At 37.0% G+C, this 16,201-nt stretch carries 14 protein-coding genes; 8 read left to right on the top strand and 6 right to left on the bottom strand.

What is annotated here, in order from left to right; all coding sequences use genetic code 11:
* Positions 1-162 precede the first annotated feature (162 nt).
* The 5 genes from rbtA (at position 163) to ACY45D_RS11605 (ending at position 7,520) form a co-directional block, all read left to right on the top strand.
* Entirely contained in the window at positions 163-1,971 is a 1,809-nt protein-coding gene (gene rbtA, locus ACY45D_RS11625) for a rhombotarget A (RefSeq protein ID WP_463106895.1), read from the top strand.
* Positions 1,972-1,983: 12 nt separating this feature from the next.
* A complete protein-coding gene (locus ACY45D_RS11620; RefSeq protein ID WP_463106894.1) occupies positions 1,984-4,416 on the top strand; it encodes a CSLREA domain-containing protein in 2,433 nt (810 codons plus the stop codon).
* A 191-nt stretch (positions 4,417-4,607) separates the two neighbouring features.
* Positions 4,608-5,390, top strand: coding sequence for a tellurium resistance protein (locus ACY45D_RS11615; RefSeq protein ID WP_463106893.1), 783 nt, complete (start codon positions 4,608-4,610; stop codon positions 5,388-5,390).
* A gap of 9 nt (positions 5,391-5,399) precedes the next feature.
* On the top strand, positions 5,400-6,527 hold the full coding sequence (locus tag ACY45D_RS11610) for a toxic anion resistance protein (protein WP_463106892.1): 1,128 nt from the start codon (positions 5,400-5,402) through the stop codon (positions 6,525-6,527).
* A gap of 57 nt (positions 6,528-6,584) precedes the next feature.
* Complete coding sequence (locus ACY45D_RS11605) at positions 6,585-7,520, top strand: hypothetical protein (protein WP_463106891.1); 936 nt, start codon at positions 6,585-6,587, stop codon at positions 7,518-7,520.
* A 117-nt stretch (positions 7,521-7,637) separates the two neighbouring features.
* On the opposite strand, the gene ACY45D_RS11600 is transcribed toward ACY45D_RS11605, so the two are convergent.
* A complete protein-coding gene (locus ACY45D_RS11600; protein WP_463106890.1) occupies positions 7,638-8,258 on the bottom strand; it encodes a DsbA family oxidoreductase in 621 nt (206 codons plus the stop codon).
* 411 nt (positions 8,259-8,669) lie between these two features.
* Here ACY45D_RS11600 and ahpF point away from each other — a divergent pair, with 411 nt between their 5' ends.
* The gene (gene ahpF, locus ACY45D_RS11595; RefSeq protein ID WP_463106889.1) at positions 8,670-10,235 is read left to right on the top strand and encodes an alkyl hydroperoxide reductase subunit F; all 1,566 of its coding nucleotides are present in this window, start codon (positions 8,670-8,672) and stop codon (positions 10,233-10,235) included.
* Positions 10,236-10,467: 232 nt separating this feature from the next.
* On the opposite strand, the gene ACY45D_RS11590 is transcribed toward ahpF, so the two are convergent.
* The gene (locus ACY45D_RS11590; protein ID WP_463106888.1) at positions 10,468-11,385 is read right to left on the bottom strand and encodes a cupin domain-containing protein; all 918 of its coding nucleotides are present in this window, start codon (positions 11,383-11,385) and stop codon (positions 10,468-10,470) included.
* A gap of 96 nt (positions 11,386-11,481) precedes the next feature.
* Between ACY45D_RS11590 and ACY45D_RS11585 the strand changes: the two genes are divergently transcribed.
* Positions 11,482-11,820, top strand: a complete 339-nt coding sequence (locus tag ACY45D_RS11585) for a carboxymuconolactone decarboxylase family protein (RefSeq protein ID WP_463106887.1) — start codon at positions 11,482-11,484, stop codon at positions 11,818-11,820.
* Positions 11,821-11,991: 171 nt separating this feature from the next.
* Here the strand turns inward: ACY45D_RS11585 and ACY45D_RS11580 are convergent, their stop codons facing one another.
* The gene (locus ACY45D_RS11580) at positions 11,992-12,669 is read right to left on the bottom strand and encodes an FMN-dependent NADH-azoreductase (RefSeq protein ID WP_463106886.1); all 678 of its coding nucleotides are present in this window, start codon (positions 12,667-12,669) and stop codon (positions 11,992-11,994) included.
* Positions 12,670-12,782: 113 nt separating this feature from the next.
* Between ACY45D_RS11580 and ACY45D_RS11575 the strand changes: the two genes are divergently transcribed.
* Positions 12,783-13,673: a LysR family transcriptional regulator gene (locus ACY45D_RS11575; RefSeq protein ID WP_463106885.1), complete on the top strand. Its 891-nt coding sequence runs from the start codon at positions 12,783-12,785 to the stop codon at positions 13,671-13,673.
* Positions 13,674-13,901: 228 nt separating this feature from the next.
* On the opposite strand, the gene ACY45D_RS11570 is transcribed toward ACY45D_RS11575, so the two are convergent.
* From ACY45D_RS11570 to arsC, 3 genes are all read right to left on the bottom strand, one after another.
* Positions 13,902-14,162, bottom strand: coding sequence for a YfhL family 4Fe-4S dicluster ferredoxin (locus tag ACY45D_RS11570; protein WP_463106884.1), 261 nt, complete (start codon positions 14,160-14,162; stop codon positions 13,902-13,904).
* 14 nt (positions 14,163-14,176) lie between these two features.
* On the bottom strand, positions 14,177-15,577 hold the full coding sequence (trhP, locus tag ACY45D_RS11565) for a prephenate-dependent tRNA uridine(34) hydroxylase TrhP (RefSeq protein WP_463106883.1): 1,401 nt from the start codon (positions 15,575-15,577) through the stop codon (positions 14,177-14,179).
* A gap of 164 nt (positions 15,578-15,741) precedes the next feature.
* Positions 15,742-16,173 carry an arsenate reductase (glutaredoxin) gene (gene arsC, locus ACY45D_RS11560; RefSeq protein WP_463106882.1) on the bottom strand — a complete coding sequence of 144 codons (432 nt, stop codon included), beginning with the start codon at positions 16,171-16,173 and terminating at the stop codon, positions 15,742-15,744.
* Positions 16,174-16,201 lie beyond the last annotated feature (28 nt).

Genomic DNA, 16,201 nt, shown 5'->3' with positions numbered 1-16,201 from the left:
CTTCGATTGTCTAGCAAGAAGTAAGCGCCAATACCTTGTCAAATCACGTTATCATAAAATTCTTGAGAATTTTTTTTAACTGTGACAAAGTACGCGAAAAGGATTTATGGCTAAGCTTTGCTGGCTAATAAGAAATAATTAAAAGAAATTAAGGAGACTATAATGCTCAAACGGGGCATAGGCTTAGGATTATTATGCATCAGTGGTCATGCATTTAGTGCAAATATCACAGTGACAACAACAGAAGATGTTGTGAAAGCTGATGATCAGTGTTCATTAAGAGAAGCCATTGAATATATTAATCAGGGGATGCCAGAAGCAGGCTATAACGGCTGTGGTGGTAAAGAAGCAACTGCTAGAATTCTTCTCGATGCTAATAAAGAATATGTACTGAATAACCAAGTTCGTATTTCTAAAGATGTCGATTTTGCTTCCAATTACGAAACAAATGTTACTGATACTGAAAACGTCGTTGGTAAGAAAAACGCGATTATTAAAATGGCGGGTAAAGACCGTTTGTTCCGCATTGAAAAAAACGTAGACCCTGCTGCTGAAACAGCACCACCAATGATCAAAGTGACATTCACTGAAATTACGATGAAAGGCTGTGGTCAGTCAGTCTGTGCTGATCAAGGTGGTTTGATTTATAACAAAGAATTATTAAGCATTAGTCATGGGCAGTTGTTAAATGGTGTCGCAAAACAAGGTGGTGCAATTTACAATGCAGGTATTTATGAAGCCAATAAAAGCCTAAGTTTTATTTCCTTAAGTAATACCTTAATCAAAGGGAATAAAGCAGAAAAAGGTGGGGCAATTTTTACTGAAATCCCAGCTTATATGATCTCACAATCTGTCATACGTGATAATGAGGCGACAGATGCAAGCGGTGCTGTGCTTGAAACACAAGATCAATTCTCAGAAGATGCATTAAAGAATTTAGGTAAAGCTGCACCTTTTGGTGTGTTGAACAGTACTATTTTTAGCAACAAAGGTTATGTTGTTAAAGTCTTTGACGCTATGCAAATCAATAATGTCACCATGATTTTAAATAGCATGGGACTTATTCTAAATGCCCCTCAAAAGAAAGGTTATGTAGCAAATAGCATTCTGGCTAAAAATGGTACTCAAGATTGTACCATTGCGGCTGGTGGTGAAGAAATGCAAGTCAGTAACAACCTTTATTCTTCAGGTTGTAATGGCTTCAAATCGACAGCATTGGGAAATACACAACTCATTGCTGGAGCTACAACTGAAGGTAAATGTGATTACAGTTCTAGTGGCATTTTATGTCCATTTTCTGAATCGCCAAATCTGGCATTAGGTTATTTTTTACCTCGAATTTTGCCAAGCTATAATGCAGTCACAGATTCACCGATTGTGAATCATGGTGTCTCTGCTCAGGATGAAGTTTTAGCTTGTTCGACTGCTGATCAACGTGGAAAAACCCGAGATCGTAACCCAGAATTGTGTGATCGTGGCGCGATTGAATTAGTAATTGATACTTCAAATGTGACTACGGTCGGTAAAGATATTCTTTATGATCAAACGGCGAGCTTCTCAATTGCAGATCAATTGCAAGATGGTGAATTGGTCAGTGTTGCACAATGTAAGAAAATTTTTAATCGTGATGTCGATGATAATGGTAAACCTTGGCAAGTTGGGTGTTTGAAAATCATTCAAACCAATACACCTTCAAAAGGAACGATAACGATTAGCCAAGATGGTGAAGTTGTTTATACGCCAAATAATCATTGGCAAGGTTCTGATGAGTTTAAAATCAATGTTGTTACATCTACGACCAGTTTTAACAAATCTGATAACCCTTATATCTCGATTCCTGCTCGTATTGTACAAAGAAAACCTGATGATTTTAAAAATGATAAAGTGAAAACCTCAGGGGGAAGTTTAGGGTTTTTCTCACTTATTGGATTGGTTGGGCTCGTTGGTTACCGACGTGTAAAATATAAGTAAAAAGGATTGGACATGAAAAATTATAAAAAAGGACTTCTGACGCTTACTGTATTGTCGGCGATGTCACTGATGGCGGCTGAAGATCGTACGATTTACGTGACGACTCTTGCGGATGAAGATGGTGAAAACTCAGAGAGTTGTTCTCTGAGAGAGGCTTTAAAAGCGGCTTCTACACACAAAGCATATGGTGGTTGTATTGCAGGTCAACAGTATGCAACTGTACCGAATATCATTCAGCTTGAAGCTGGTACATATCTCTTAAATAAGGAATTGAAACCAAATTCAGATGTGGTGATTTTTGGTAAAGAATCTGCTGATTATTCACGCCCAAGTGTGCTTACCAATAGCTACCCAGCGCCGTTACCTTTAAAAACAACGATTTCAGGCCAAGGCAAGGTTCGTATTTTTAATACGATTTATGACAATAAACCAAGCTTAACCTTGAATAATTTAATATTGACGGATGGTTCAAGTTCGGCTGATACCAATAATGATGTCGGGGGAGCAATCTATGCAGGCGGAACATTAACGTTAAATAATGTATCTATTCTCAATGCGAAAGCGAAAATGGGTGGTGCAATTTATTTAAATGATGTGACCAGTGCGTTGACAGTTAACTACGGTGTTTTCCAAGCCAATCAGGCAGAACAAGGTAGTGTATTGGGTATGTCTTGTTCTGATAATTTGCTTTTTACAACACGTAGTATTGCAATCAGTTCAGCAAGTTTTGTGAATAATGGTTCGACAACGAGTTCGAGTGTTTTTAATTTTTGTGGACAGCCATCTGCTACTTTGACTGCAAATACCATCACGAATAATACAGCAAATCCAAATAACGGCAGTATTATCCAGTTTAGTGCTACAACACCACAAGGCAAAGTCAATTTTAGTAATTCTTCAAGCTTATCTCTGCAAAGTAATACTATTGTTAAGAATAATGCGTGGTCGACATTATTGTACGGATACTATGGTGCTAAAGCGTTGGTGAATAATGTCTTGGCATATAACACAGGCAAATCTTGTCGTTATGCAGGTGGAGATGTATCTAAGGTTGAAAAGTCAGGCATGATCTTGAGTTATAACGCTTTAACTTTAGCGACTGGAAATGATCAATGTGAAGTTGCAGAGGCTGTGACTAAAGACAACAAGGATCATACATTTGATGTCAGTCAGATTAATTTCTCAAGCATTTTAACTGACTTACAAACACCAAGTGAATCGACCAATTTCATGCCGATGTATTTCCCTAAGGATTTAGGCACTGACAAAGACTTAGTCGATGTGGGATATGTGGGATGTAGTACTGCGGATCAGCGTGGTGTAACCCGTGTGATTGCAGCCAATTCAAATGGTACAAATGAACAAGCAAATTCTTGTGACCTAGGTTCAACGGAGTTGCTTCGTTTAACTGCAAATAATGTGAGTGCAACCAATACCTCTGTGGTAACTGCACTAAAAACATATCAAAATGAATTAGATACCTATACTAAACTGCTTGAAGATAAAGCGACAAAACCAGATTATCTTCCGTTTTATAAAATTCAGGTAGATAAATACAGTAATCTGATCAAATACACCAAATCTGATCAGAAGTATCGGACGATCTTTGTTGACCCGTATGCGACAAGTTTACCAGCGGAAATCGTGACCAAAGATGCAAATGGTAATGATGTACGAACAGTCAAACATTTAAGTTCTGATAACTATGATGTGGTGGTGAAGGCACTTGGTGTGGGTATATTAGATAGTAATAAAATTTTTGATGGGGAAGTAGACCCGAATTTTCATTGTGAGTGGAATGCAAATCTGAATAAAATTATGCTGTGGCGTACGGATGATAGCGTTACACCATCAGGTGATAATGAGTTCTGTAGTTATCAACTGAAATTAAAGGGTTCTAATCCTGAAGTTGTATCTTCTGCATATATTATTGCGAGTTATGTCAATATTGCACCTAATGCTGAAGATACGACATTGAACATTGCTTATGGTTCGAGTAATGCAATTGATATTGACCTATTGCAATATGCCAATGATGATGGCGACGGTAATGCTGCTGCTTTGACAGCAAAACCGAATAAACCAAAATTCTATGTCAATACAAATGGTGAAGAGCTACCAATTCGTATTGGATCAAATATTGACCCTGTAATCATTACTGCTGACCGTAGTGGACCATGTCCAGGCCAAGACAGTAAATTTACTTGTTATGGCGGAAAACTGCATGTTCAACTCAGAAATACGCTAGATCCATTCAGTTATAAATTTACTTATTATGTTTATGATGCTGATGGTTTGATTTCTAATGCAGCGACTGTGAAGTTAGAAAACTCAGGTACAGCACCGGGCAGTACACGTGTGAGTGGCGGTGGTTCATTCGGTTGGTTAAGTATTTTGGGTTTAATGGGGCTCGCAGGTTATCGCCGTTATAAAATGAAGCGCTAAGCATATTTATTGTCTATTTGTTTGAAGAAAAGCCAGTTCGAAGAAACTGGCTTTTTTAATCTGTATATTTTTTGCTATTTGTATAGGATTCATACGCGATTTATATTATAAGTTTAATGAGGCTGTGTTTTATTTAAAGCATTGCGTAAATCTTTGATAAATTTTGGATAAATATTTCATTTTAAACGGATATGAAACAATTTAAAGTCCTCACTCCTATTGAGCAAATTCCTTGTAGTTCTGAAGAATTGCTTTCAATTAAACGTAATGATTTGATTCCTTTGTTGGATAATCAAACACGTATGAACATGTATGCAGACCAGCTTATTCAGGCGCAATCTGTATTATTAAACAGTATAGATCCAAATTTGACCCAGAAGTTAAGTTTAGTGATTAGTAAAATTATTGAACAGTTATCTGCATCCAAGAAAAAACTAAACCAAAGAAAATTCAATACTTTGCAAAAGTGGTTAGGACTTGATTTAGAGTTTAGTGCAGGTCAGGTTAAATATTTACAAGATTTAGAAAGCTTGATTGATGAAGCAAAACGTTTGAGTCAACGTCTACAGGTTGAAATTCAAAAATCTGAATCACGATTTCAACAAGCCAGTGGTTTACGAGAGCAAATGGCAAAATATATTCGTGCAGCGCAAGAGTTCTTACACGAATATCCTGACTTTGTGCAAAATAGACATCCGTTAGATAATTTTTCAGACAGATTATCTAAGAAAATTCATACCTTACAGACGCTGCAATCGAGCAATGATATTGCACTGGCTCAGATGCAACTCACTCAACAGCTTTCATTATCATTATTAGATCGATTTAATGAAGCTCAACAAGTGTTGATTCCTGCTTGGCAATATCACGTCAAACAGAGTAGTGCGCAGAATTCTTTCACGACAACTGAGGATCTCGATAAAAGTCGTGATAAATTAATTCAATCATTAAAGAAATCATTAGAAAACAAATAGGGTACATTTATGAACGAATCAAATCATCAACAGCAACCAATCGAGTCAAATTCAAGCTTAGAATTACAAAAGTTTGAACAGTTGAATTTAAAAGAAATTGGTTTAAACAATGACGATTTTAATGAAGTTGTAAATGCGCATAAAGATTTAGCCAATATTAATCATGCCGCTGTAGCTGAATATGGAAAAAATATTGCTACGAAAACATCAACTTATACCGATGAGTTGTTGAATTTGGTTAAAAATAAAGATTTAGATGTGACGGGTCAAAAGCTGAATGAGGTTGTACAAGCTGCTCAGCAGTTGAATACTTCAAGTATTTTGAATAAGTCTAAAAGTTCAGGCTTTATTGGCGGGATTTTAAATAAATTTAAGGGTGCAAAGCAAAGCTTTGACCAGCATTTCAATACCACCAAAGAGCAAATTGATAGCTTAGTCAAAGAAATTGAAGGTTCACAAACGGGTTTAAAAGCACGAGTGGATACTTTGGATCGTATGTTCAATGGTGTGCAAGAAGAATATCGTCAGCTCGGTATTTATATTGCAGCGGGGCGGATTAAACAGGACGAAGTTCAGCAAGAAATTGCGAGCTTATCCGCCTTGGAACAAGATCAGAAAACAACACAACGTGTATACGATCTCAATCATTTGGCAAATAACTTAGAAAAGCGTGTGAGTGATTTACAGGTATTACAACAATCTGCAATGCAAACGCTACCGATGATTCGTATTATTCAATCCAATAATATGATGTTGGTAGACAAATTTTATGCGATTAAAAACATCACCTTACCTGCATGGAAGAATCAGATTAGCCTAGCTATTTCTTTAAATGAACAGCGAAATAGTGTGCAACTGGCCAATACCATTGACGATGCGACCAATGAGCTATTGAAACGAAATGCAGATTTATTGCATCAAAACTCAGTCGATACGGCGAAAGCCAATCAACGTTCAGTGATTGATATTGAAACACTTGAACATGTTCAAAATACCCTCATTAAAACTGTGAATGATGTGATTCAGATTCAAAAAGAGGGCATGCAAAAACGTGAAGAAGCATCTACACGAATTAAGGCATTGCAAAATAATTTACAGCAATTGGTGATCAATTCGAGTACCAATAAGCCATCATGAGTTATGTATTAATCTAAACAAAATTTTTGTATGACTTTGTTAGAATAGGTATTTTGATTGAACAAAACATTGAATCAAACAACGAAATATCCCCTAGATACTCAGCATTTACAACAAGGCTTAGCACTTTTGACGAAACGTCAGAAAAGATTGGCTTTTTTGGCAGTTTTGTCGAGTACAGTGGGTATTGTGAGCTTGATTACTGTATTTATGCAGCAAGCCATTGTGTTTGGTTTATTCGGATTAAGTTTAGATATTCACCAGATGCATATTCCTTATGCAGTCGATGAGCAATTGAGAGCCTTTATTCATCAACCTGATTATTTCATGAATGCATTTTCATGGTTTGGGTGGTTGATTTTAAAAGTCATCGTATCGTTCATTGGTGCATTTTTTATTGTCAGTATTCTTAAAAAGTTTAAATATTTTTTATTTAAATTTCAGTCTTTTGTACTCAAATTTGTGGCATGGATACTTGCATTTATCGTGCTTTGGTCTGCAATGACTTATGTTCAGTATGATTTAAAAGATGATGAAGAAAGTGAAATTGCCTCTTTTATTGAGTACGAACAAAATATTCAACAGAGTGAAATTTATGCCTATTTACAGCAAGCAGATACGCCTGATCCTGTAAAACATTATCTATTGGTACAAACAGCGCTAATGCATAAACCCGAGGACAAAACTGTTGCTAAAGTTTATGCGGAAAAGCTTTTAAATGATGAAAAAACAGATCATCGTTTTCAAGAGTATGGTTTTAAACCTGAACAAATTTGGGCAATTCAACATCAAGTCTATGGGCAATCAGTTTCAACAATTGCAAAAACAGTTGATCCACAAATAGATAAAGCGAAATTTTGGTCGAGTATTGCGCAGAATATTTTATGGTTTGTCACAGCTGTCAGCTTTGCGATGAGTATCTTAATTTATTTTCTCGCTAGCCGAATCAAGCAACGTCTTATTCGTATAGATCGTCAGATTTATCACGATTAACGAACAACTCGATTAATGCACCATTCAATAAAAGCACGCTGTTCAATGTTGAGTTGTAACCAGCGTGCAGTTTGGTTAATCATTTTATCAATCATGATTAATGCTATGTTTTAAGGTTTAAGCAACGCTTCTTGCATCTTCAAGTAAAAGTTGTTTTAACTCCAAAGTATCGAAAGTCTTATCCCAAATTTCACCATCTACGATGTAAAACGGAGTGGGATGCTGTCCAAAACTTTTCACGTATTGAGTCATTTCAGTTTGTTTATCATGAATCTCTTTATGTTGGATTGACCGTAAAACTTTATTACCATCCAGTCCCATTCCTTCGATAATATTTTTTAATACATCTTGATTTGCAATATCTTTACCATGTGCGAATAGCGCATGAAAAATGGCTTGGGTTAAGGCATATTGATCGAATGTATTGTCGAGTGCCAAAATCGCTTGGTGGGCGAGACGACTATTTGGCATGCGTTTCATGTGCTCAATATCAACGGTTAAGTCTTGGCTATAGGCTGCAAACTTCGCCATATCCAACTTTCGATCTGCTTCCTTGGTACCGTATTTTTCTGTTAAATATTGATAAACATTTAATCCTTCTTCAGGAATTTCTGGCAAAACTTGGACAGGTAATAATTCGATTTTCTTTGCAGTTGGCTGGTTCCAATGTTGTTTCAATTTTTCGAAAGCAACATAACTCATTGGATAGACAATATCGAATACAAACTCAATTTTCATTGTTTTACCTCACTTTATACACATCTATAAATACATTTGCTTTGATTAAGGACAAAAAACTGTAGTTAATCGTGGAGAGAAAATTCATAGATTTAGCTTAAAACTTTGTATGAAGTCCGCGCATGATTTTTTGTGCAATGATGGTCGCAAATTTATTATTTTTTATTGATGATTAATCAAATTTTAAGGTTGGAGTAAACTGGAAGTTTCATTGAAATTATAAAAATTGATCCAATTCTAAGTGTTACTGAAGAGGTTGAACTTTAAAAGTAGGACGTTAGAATAGAGGGGTTAAAATTATTCAAACTAAAAAACCGATTGTTTTTATGAAAACAAACTGTTTTATCTATTTTTTAAATTGCCGTACTATACACTTAATAAATGAAATTAACTCCTTTGGAGATGTTTACCATGTTAGATCAAAATACAACTGCTCAATTAAAAACACTTTTAGAACGCTTGGAAGCTCCGATCGAATTGGTTGCGTCTTTAAATGATTCAGAAAAATCTGAAAAAATTAAAGAATTAGTGACAGAAGTTGCAGCCTTGTCTGACAAAGTAACTGCACGTTTTGATGGTCAAAATAATCGTAAACCAAGCTTCGGTATTGCCAAAGCAGGCGAGCAGCCACGTGTATTCTTTGCTGGTTTACCGATGGGGCACGAGTTTACTTCTTTGATCTTGGCTTTATTACAAGTTTCGGGTTATGCGCCTAAAGTTTCAGATGAAGTCCTTGCTCAAATTAAAGCTTTGAATATTCGTGCTGACTTTGATGTATTTGTATCTTTAAGCTGTCATAACTGTCCTGATGTTGTTCAAGCTTTAAACTTGATTGCGATTAACAACCCTGGCACAACAGCAACCATGATTGATGGTGCTTTTTTCCAAGACGAAGTTGAAGAACGCAAAATTTTAGCTGTACCGATGCTTTTCCAAAATGGTGAACATGTCGGTCAAGGTCGTATGACTTTGGAAGAAATTGTTGCAAAACTAGATACAGGTGCAGCAGCAAAAGATGCAGAAAAGTTAAATGCAAAAGAAGCATTTGATGTATTGGTCATCGGTGGTGGGCCTGCTGGAGCGACATCGGCTGTTTATGCGGCACGTAAAGGCATACGTACAGGTATCGTTTCTGAGCGCTTTGGTGGTCAGGTCATGGATACTATGGACATTGAAAACTTTATTTCTGTGCAAAAAACACAAGGTCCTAAGTTTGGTTCAGATATGGAAGCACATGTACGTGAGTATGGTGTAGACATCATGAATTTACAAAAAGTGAAAAACATTATCGGTGCAGATCAAACAGCCAATGGTTTGGTTGAGGTTGAACTTGAGAATGGTGCAAAACTTGAATCGAAAACGGTCATTCTGTCTACAGGTGCGCGTTGGAGAGAAATGAATGTACCGGGCGAGAAAGAGTATAAAACACGTGGTGTTGCATACTGTCCTCACTGTGATGGTCCACTTTTTAAAGGCAAAAGAGTTGCAGTTATTGGTGGTGGGAACTCTGGTGTTGAAGCTGCGATTGACCTTGCAGGTATCGTTGAACATGTAACGTTGGTTGAGTTTGATACGAAACTACGTGCAGACCAAGTCCTTCAAAATAAATTGAACAGCTTGCCAAATACCACTGTTATTTTAAATGCACTTTCAACTGAGGTGGTTGGTGATGGTTCACAAGTGACTGCTTTGAAATATAAAGATCGTGCGACAAACGAAGAACATACTGTTGAACTTGCAGGTATTTTTGTACAAATTGGTTTATTACCAAATACAGATTTCTTGAAAGGCACAGCAGTTGAACTTTCAAATCGCAATGAGATTGTTGTGAATGATCGTAACGAAACCAATGTCAAAGGTGTATTTGCTGCGGGAGACTGTACAACAGTGCCTTATAAACAAATCATCATTGCGGCTGGTGAAGGTGCTAAAGCTTCTTTATCTGCTTTTGATTACATCATTCGTTCGGGTCAATAAGCGTCAAAGGAAAAGCCAACGCTCTCCCAATTCACGTTGGCTTTTCTTGTTTCCTCTTATGATTTACCCTTAATCGGGATTGAGTCACTAACAGCTCAATTCCTTTTTTATTGTTGGGATTGGCTCTATGTAGCTTTGTGATCATGCGTTGAATATGCAAATAGCAATCGATATGATCAGTTCTATGCTAAATGGTGATTAATTCGAAATTTAATGAAATTTATTAGAGAACCTAATCAGAATTTCGATATAAATGCGGTGTCATGGCATAATGTTGTTTAAATACTCGCCCAAAATGGGTTTCAGACTGAAAGCCAAGATTTAAGGCAATATTATAAATAGACAAGTGACTTGTTTTTAACAATAAACTGGCATGTTGTAGCCGAACTTTGAGTAAAAAAGCATGCGGTGTGGTGTGTAAATCTTTCTTAAATAAACGGATCAGTTGAATTCGAGTACAGTGTAGAAAGTCTGCCATCTCCTCCAAACTCCATTTATGTTCAGGCGATTTTAAAATAGCGTGAATCAGCTGCGATAGTTTCGAAGTATTCCATTGCAGAATACGTGATGAAATGGTGTTGTGTTGAGCATTCAAGTAATTACGGAAAATATAAATCAGCAAAACTTCAGAGAGGGCATTGATTACTTTCATCTGCCCAGCATTGTGTATGTTTTCTTGTTCGAGTAAGTTTAAAAGTGGTTCTAGGCGTAATTGCTCAATATTTAAATGAATCAGATCTGGTAATTGGACAAATAAATCTGCATCTTCTGAATAACTGAAATGTGCGCAAAATAAGTTCAAATTGAGTTGATGAGCGTGGTTGGTCTTTAAGGTTAAGCCCGTATTTTGCTTGATCGCTGCAATTTCTTGGGTACGTTTAGATTCTGTTTCTAAAATTTGGTCGGCACTGCTATTTTCTTGAAAATGAAAGAGTTGATGTGCAGAACCATGCGGGAAAAATATAACATCACCTTCACTTAACGGAATCTTTTTGTGGTTGAGATATAACCAACCTTTGCCATGACGAACAATATGAATAATGGCTGTATTTTGAATGGCTGAGATAGAATATAACCACTCCCCACCAAATCGACATTCTGTGTCTATATTGCCTTGAATCTGAGCCAGCTCAATCAGTTTATTTAACATTGCATGATACTTTTAGCTTGTTATTTGATACTTTTAGTCGGTTTTAACTATATAAAAATTGCAATACTAAATTATCAATTCAATGAGGTGAATGCAATGTTTGTAGATTGGAAAGAACATACACAACATGTCAAAAAATCATTTGGCGCATTAGGTAAAAAACATCCAAAAATGCTACAAGCTTATCAAGCTTTGGATGATGCAGCCGCAGCAGAAGCTTTGGATGCAAAAACACGTGAATTAATTTCTTTAGCTGTGGCAATCACAACACGTTGTGAAAGTTGTATTGCCGTGCATGCAGAAGCGGCAATGAAAGCTGGTGCAACTGAAGGGGAAGTGGCTGGTGCATTGGCCACAGCAATTTCACTGAACGCGGGTGCAGCTTATACGTTTGCACTACGTGCGTTAGAGGCGTGTGAAGCACAAAAAACATAATTATTGTATGGATCATTTTGATATAAAGTCAATTTTTAGAAAAATACTATGACAGTTTTACAGTATGGAAAAGCCAATGTGCTCCCCAACTCATGTTAGCTTTTCCACCCATAGCTATCTAGGAAACTTTGGTTTCTGTGGATAGGGATTGAGCGATCAGCGGCGAATCGCTCAATTTTCTTTTTGATTGAAGCGTTGCTGTAATTTATGTACCAACGCTGTTGTTTTTAATTCCGCATCTGCAATAGATTTTTGCAGTAAATCCCCACCATCTCCTTGATATTCAATGGCAATCTCATGGAATTTATCGAGTCCCATAAAATTGAATGCAGTTTTAATCGAGGGTTCGACATGATTAGCAAAAGGTGTATTCGCAGAATCAAAATCGTGCCCACCACGTGCAGATAAAAGCACCACAGGTTTTTCATGGTTGAGCAAACCGATAAAGGGTTGCGCTTTGCTACTGTCATACTTATAGGTTTTGTTGATTCTCACCACATTATCAATATATGCTTTTAAATGTGCAGGTGGTCCAAAGTTATACATTGGAACGCCGAGAACGATAATATCTGCCCATTTTAATTCGTCGACCAGTTCATCACTAAACTGTAAACGTTGTTGTGCTTTTTCAGGCGATTCAGCATAGCCAAATTCTGAAACAATCCATTCTTCATCAATCAAGGGGGGAGGATTTGCGCCGACATCACGTACTTTGATTTGTACAGATGAATCTATTTCATTCCATGTGTTAATAAATAATTCAGTTAGGCGGCGACTTAAAGAGCCATGAGGATGGATTCCTGAGATACCAGTACGTGCACTTGCATCTATTCTTAAGATATTGGTCATTTTAATTTGCTCATTCTTGATTTGTTCATCACATTTTCTTGTAATCATTAAATGGCGACAAACGATAAGAATACATGCTATAAATGAATTAAATTCATGCATTAGGCTTTGAAATGGATTTGCATTATTCACTAGAACAACTATTGGCATTTCAGTATGTTGCGGAGCATCTGAGTTTCAAAAAGGCTGCGGACCAATTGTTTTTAACACCTACAGCTTTAAGTCATCGCATTAAAAAGCTAGAACAGCAATTGAATATACAGTTATTTGAACGACATACGCGTGCGATCTCATTGACGCCAGAAGGGAATTATTTGCTCAAACATGTACAATCAGGTTTTGGGCAGATTCAAACGGCATTAGATCAGTTACAACATCAAAAAAAACGTTTATTCACTATAACCACAACGCCTTCTTTTGCTAGTGAATGGATTATTCCTTATTTACCAGAATTACAAAGCCGTTATCCCCATTTGATGTTTCGAGTACATACCAGTTATGATGCGGTAAACATGGCTTCGGGATTGTATGATTTGGCAATCCGTTATGGTTCAGGGGTTTATCAAGATGTAAATGTTGAGTTATTGGTTGAAGATGAATATGTCGCTGTGGGACATTCATCGTTAAATCCTGAAACAATTGACTGGTCAACTATCCCTTTAATTCACTTTACATGGGGAGATGAATATTTCCCAAATCGAATAAGTTGGCAGAAATGGTTTGACCGACAAAATTTACATATTCAAGCAGGGCAACCACAGGTATTTTATACGCAGGAAAGTCATGCGATTCAGGCTGTCTTATCTGGGCAAGGTGTGGCGCTACTCAGTCGTATCCCAATTGCGAAAGATCTAAAACAACAACGGATTAAAATTGTTTCACCCTATATAGAAAAGGCGTTGGGCTATTATTTGTTAACCTTACCTACAGCAGACCCTATAGTCATCGAAATCAAACAGTGGTGTCGCGATAAGTTTTTGCAGTCTTTTGATTCTTCTGAATAGTTTCATTCAATAAAAGGAAAATCCAATGTGTTCCCCAGCCCACATTGGATTTTCTCCCTTTTCTTGTTTTACCCTTGTTCGGCATGGAGTGACAAGCACACAAAGCCTTTTTATTATTTATCGTTATTATTATTTCGCATTTTTTTATTTTTCACGCTATTTATTATTTATTGTTATTAGAATTTACGACACAGTCTATTAAGCAAAAACAATACCAAAAGCTAAAAACTATTCCTTTGTAGTCGATAAATTTAAAGCATGAAATTTATTGAAAAGCTGTTCCTTTGTTTCCTGATGTTGAGGATCAGGAATAATGCATTCAATCGGGCAGACATCGACGCACGTTTGGCGCTCATAAAAACCGACACATTCAGTACAAAGTTCCGCATTGATTTCATAAAACTTTTGACCTTCAAATATGGCTTGATTTGGGCATTCAGCTAAGCACATATCACAGTTAATGCATTGATTGGTAATGAGTAAAGCCATATTGATTTCGCTGATTAAACCGCTTGAAAAGCTAAAGACGCTGCTGAAATATCGGTTGTAGAGCTAGGTAAGTTACGGATAAGCAAGGCATATTCCATTTCGACATTGGCTGGAATAGGGATGCTGACCACATGCCCAGAACCTTTCGCTTCTAAAATTGGATGACCTTTTTTATCCAAAATTTCACTTAATATAAAAGTCACGTTTCCTGAAGTGGTCATGAGTTCTAATGAATCACCGACGACAAAACGATTTTTGACATCAATTTTGATGTAGTTACCGTGACGTTCTAAAACTTCGCCTACAAACTGTTGATGATCAAAGCGTGATGAGCCAGTTTGGTAATTTTGATATTCACTATGCACATGACGGCGTAGAAAACCTTCGGTATAGCCACGATTTGCCAAACCTTCAAGTTGTGACATTAACGCTGGGTCAAAAGCTTTTCCTGACTGCGCATCATCAATCGCTTTGCGATAAATTTGTGCAGTTCGAGCGCAATAGAAGTAAGATTTGGTGCGTCCTTCGATTTTAAGCGAGTGGATTCTCATCTTCGTTAAACGTTCAACATGCTGAACGGCTCGTAAATCTTTGGAGTTCATGAAATACGTACCATGTTCATCTTCTTCAGCAGCAAACATTTCTTCTTGGTTGCGTTGTAATAAAACCGGCTCGCCAAATTGGTGTTGTTGTAGGGCGTGTTGCTCGTCGGCATCTTTATTATTGCAGCAGTTCGATGTTGTCTCCAGCGTTTGAACTGGAATGACATCCCCAGATACATCTTGTACTGCTTCGTGAATGTTATATTCCCAGCGACATGCATTGGTGCAAGCGCCTTGATTTGCATCACGTTTATTCATATAGCCTGAAAGTAAGCAACGACCGGAATAAGCCATGCAAAGTGCACCGTGTACGAAAACCTCAATTTCCATATCAGGTACATTTTGCTTAATTTCCTCAATTTCTTCTAAAGACAATTCACGGGACAGAATGACACGATTTAGCCCCATATTTTTCCAGAATTTCACTGTTGCCCAATTCACAGCATTGGCTTGAACAGATAAGTGAACTGCAACTTCTGGGAAATGCTCTCGAACCATCATAATTAAGCCTGGATCAGACATGATTAAGGCATCAGGCTGCATGGCAATGATCGGTTCAAGGTCTCGAATGAAATTCTTTAATTTAGAATTGTGTGGTTGAATATTCACCACGACATAAAACTTTTTACCTAAAGCATGCGCTTCTGAAATACCGATTTTTAGGTTGTCATGATCAAACTCGTTATTACGAACCCGCAGACTATAGCGTGGTTGACCTGCATAAACAGCGTCTGCGCCATAAGCAAAGGCATAGCGCATATTTTTAAGTGAACCAGCAGGTGAGAGGAGTTCTGTAACGTGAGAGATGCGCATAAAAATATAAAGGCATACAAAAATTATGTCTTTATTGTAGGGATTTAAAAAGAAGATTCAACCTAGTAAAACACTCAGGATTATTAGGTTGAATTTATTTAAAAATTTTTATTTATCAATTTATTATGTTTAATTTATTTGAGAATTTAGAAAAGCAAAGAAAATTATTTTATGCGTTTGAGTTGTTGATCGATAATAATTTCACCATCTTCTTTGCTAAATGGGTGAAGTTGTGGCGCAGATAAAATATCCAAAACTAATTCTGAAGGTCTACATAATCTGACACCTAATTCAGTCACTACAAATGGACGATTGATCAAAATAGGGTATTTCAGCATAAATTCGATGAGTTGTTCATCTGTCCAATATGACTGTTCTAATTGTAAGTCTTGGTAAGGTTCGACATTTTTGCGCAAGGCTTCACGTACAGATAAACCTGATTGCTGAATCATCTCAATCAATTGATCTTGAGCCGGTGGGTTGTACAAATATTCAATGACTTCAGGCTCTTGCCCTGAATTACGAATGAGTGCCAACGCATTCCGTGAAGTCCCACAAGCAGGATTGTGATAAATTCTAATCTGATTTGATGACATGTTTATTCTCAGGCGAAAAGTTATATTG

The sequence above is a fragment of the Acinetobacter sp. BZX-2 genome, assembly GCF_055179795.1.
Note: the sequence above shows the minus strand (reverse complement) of the source record. Positions and strands in the feature narration are given on the sequence as shown.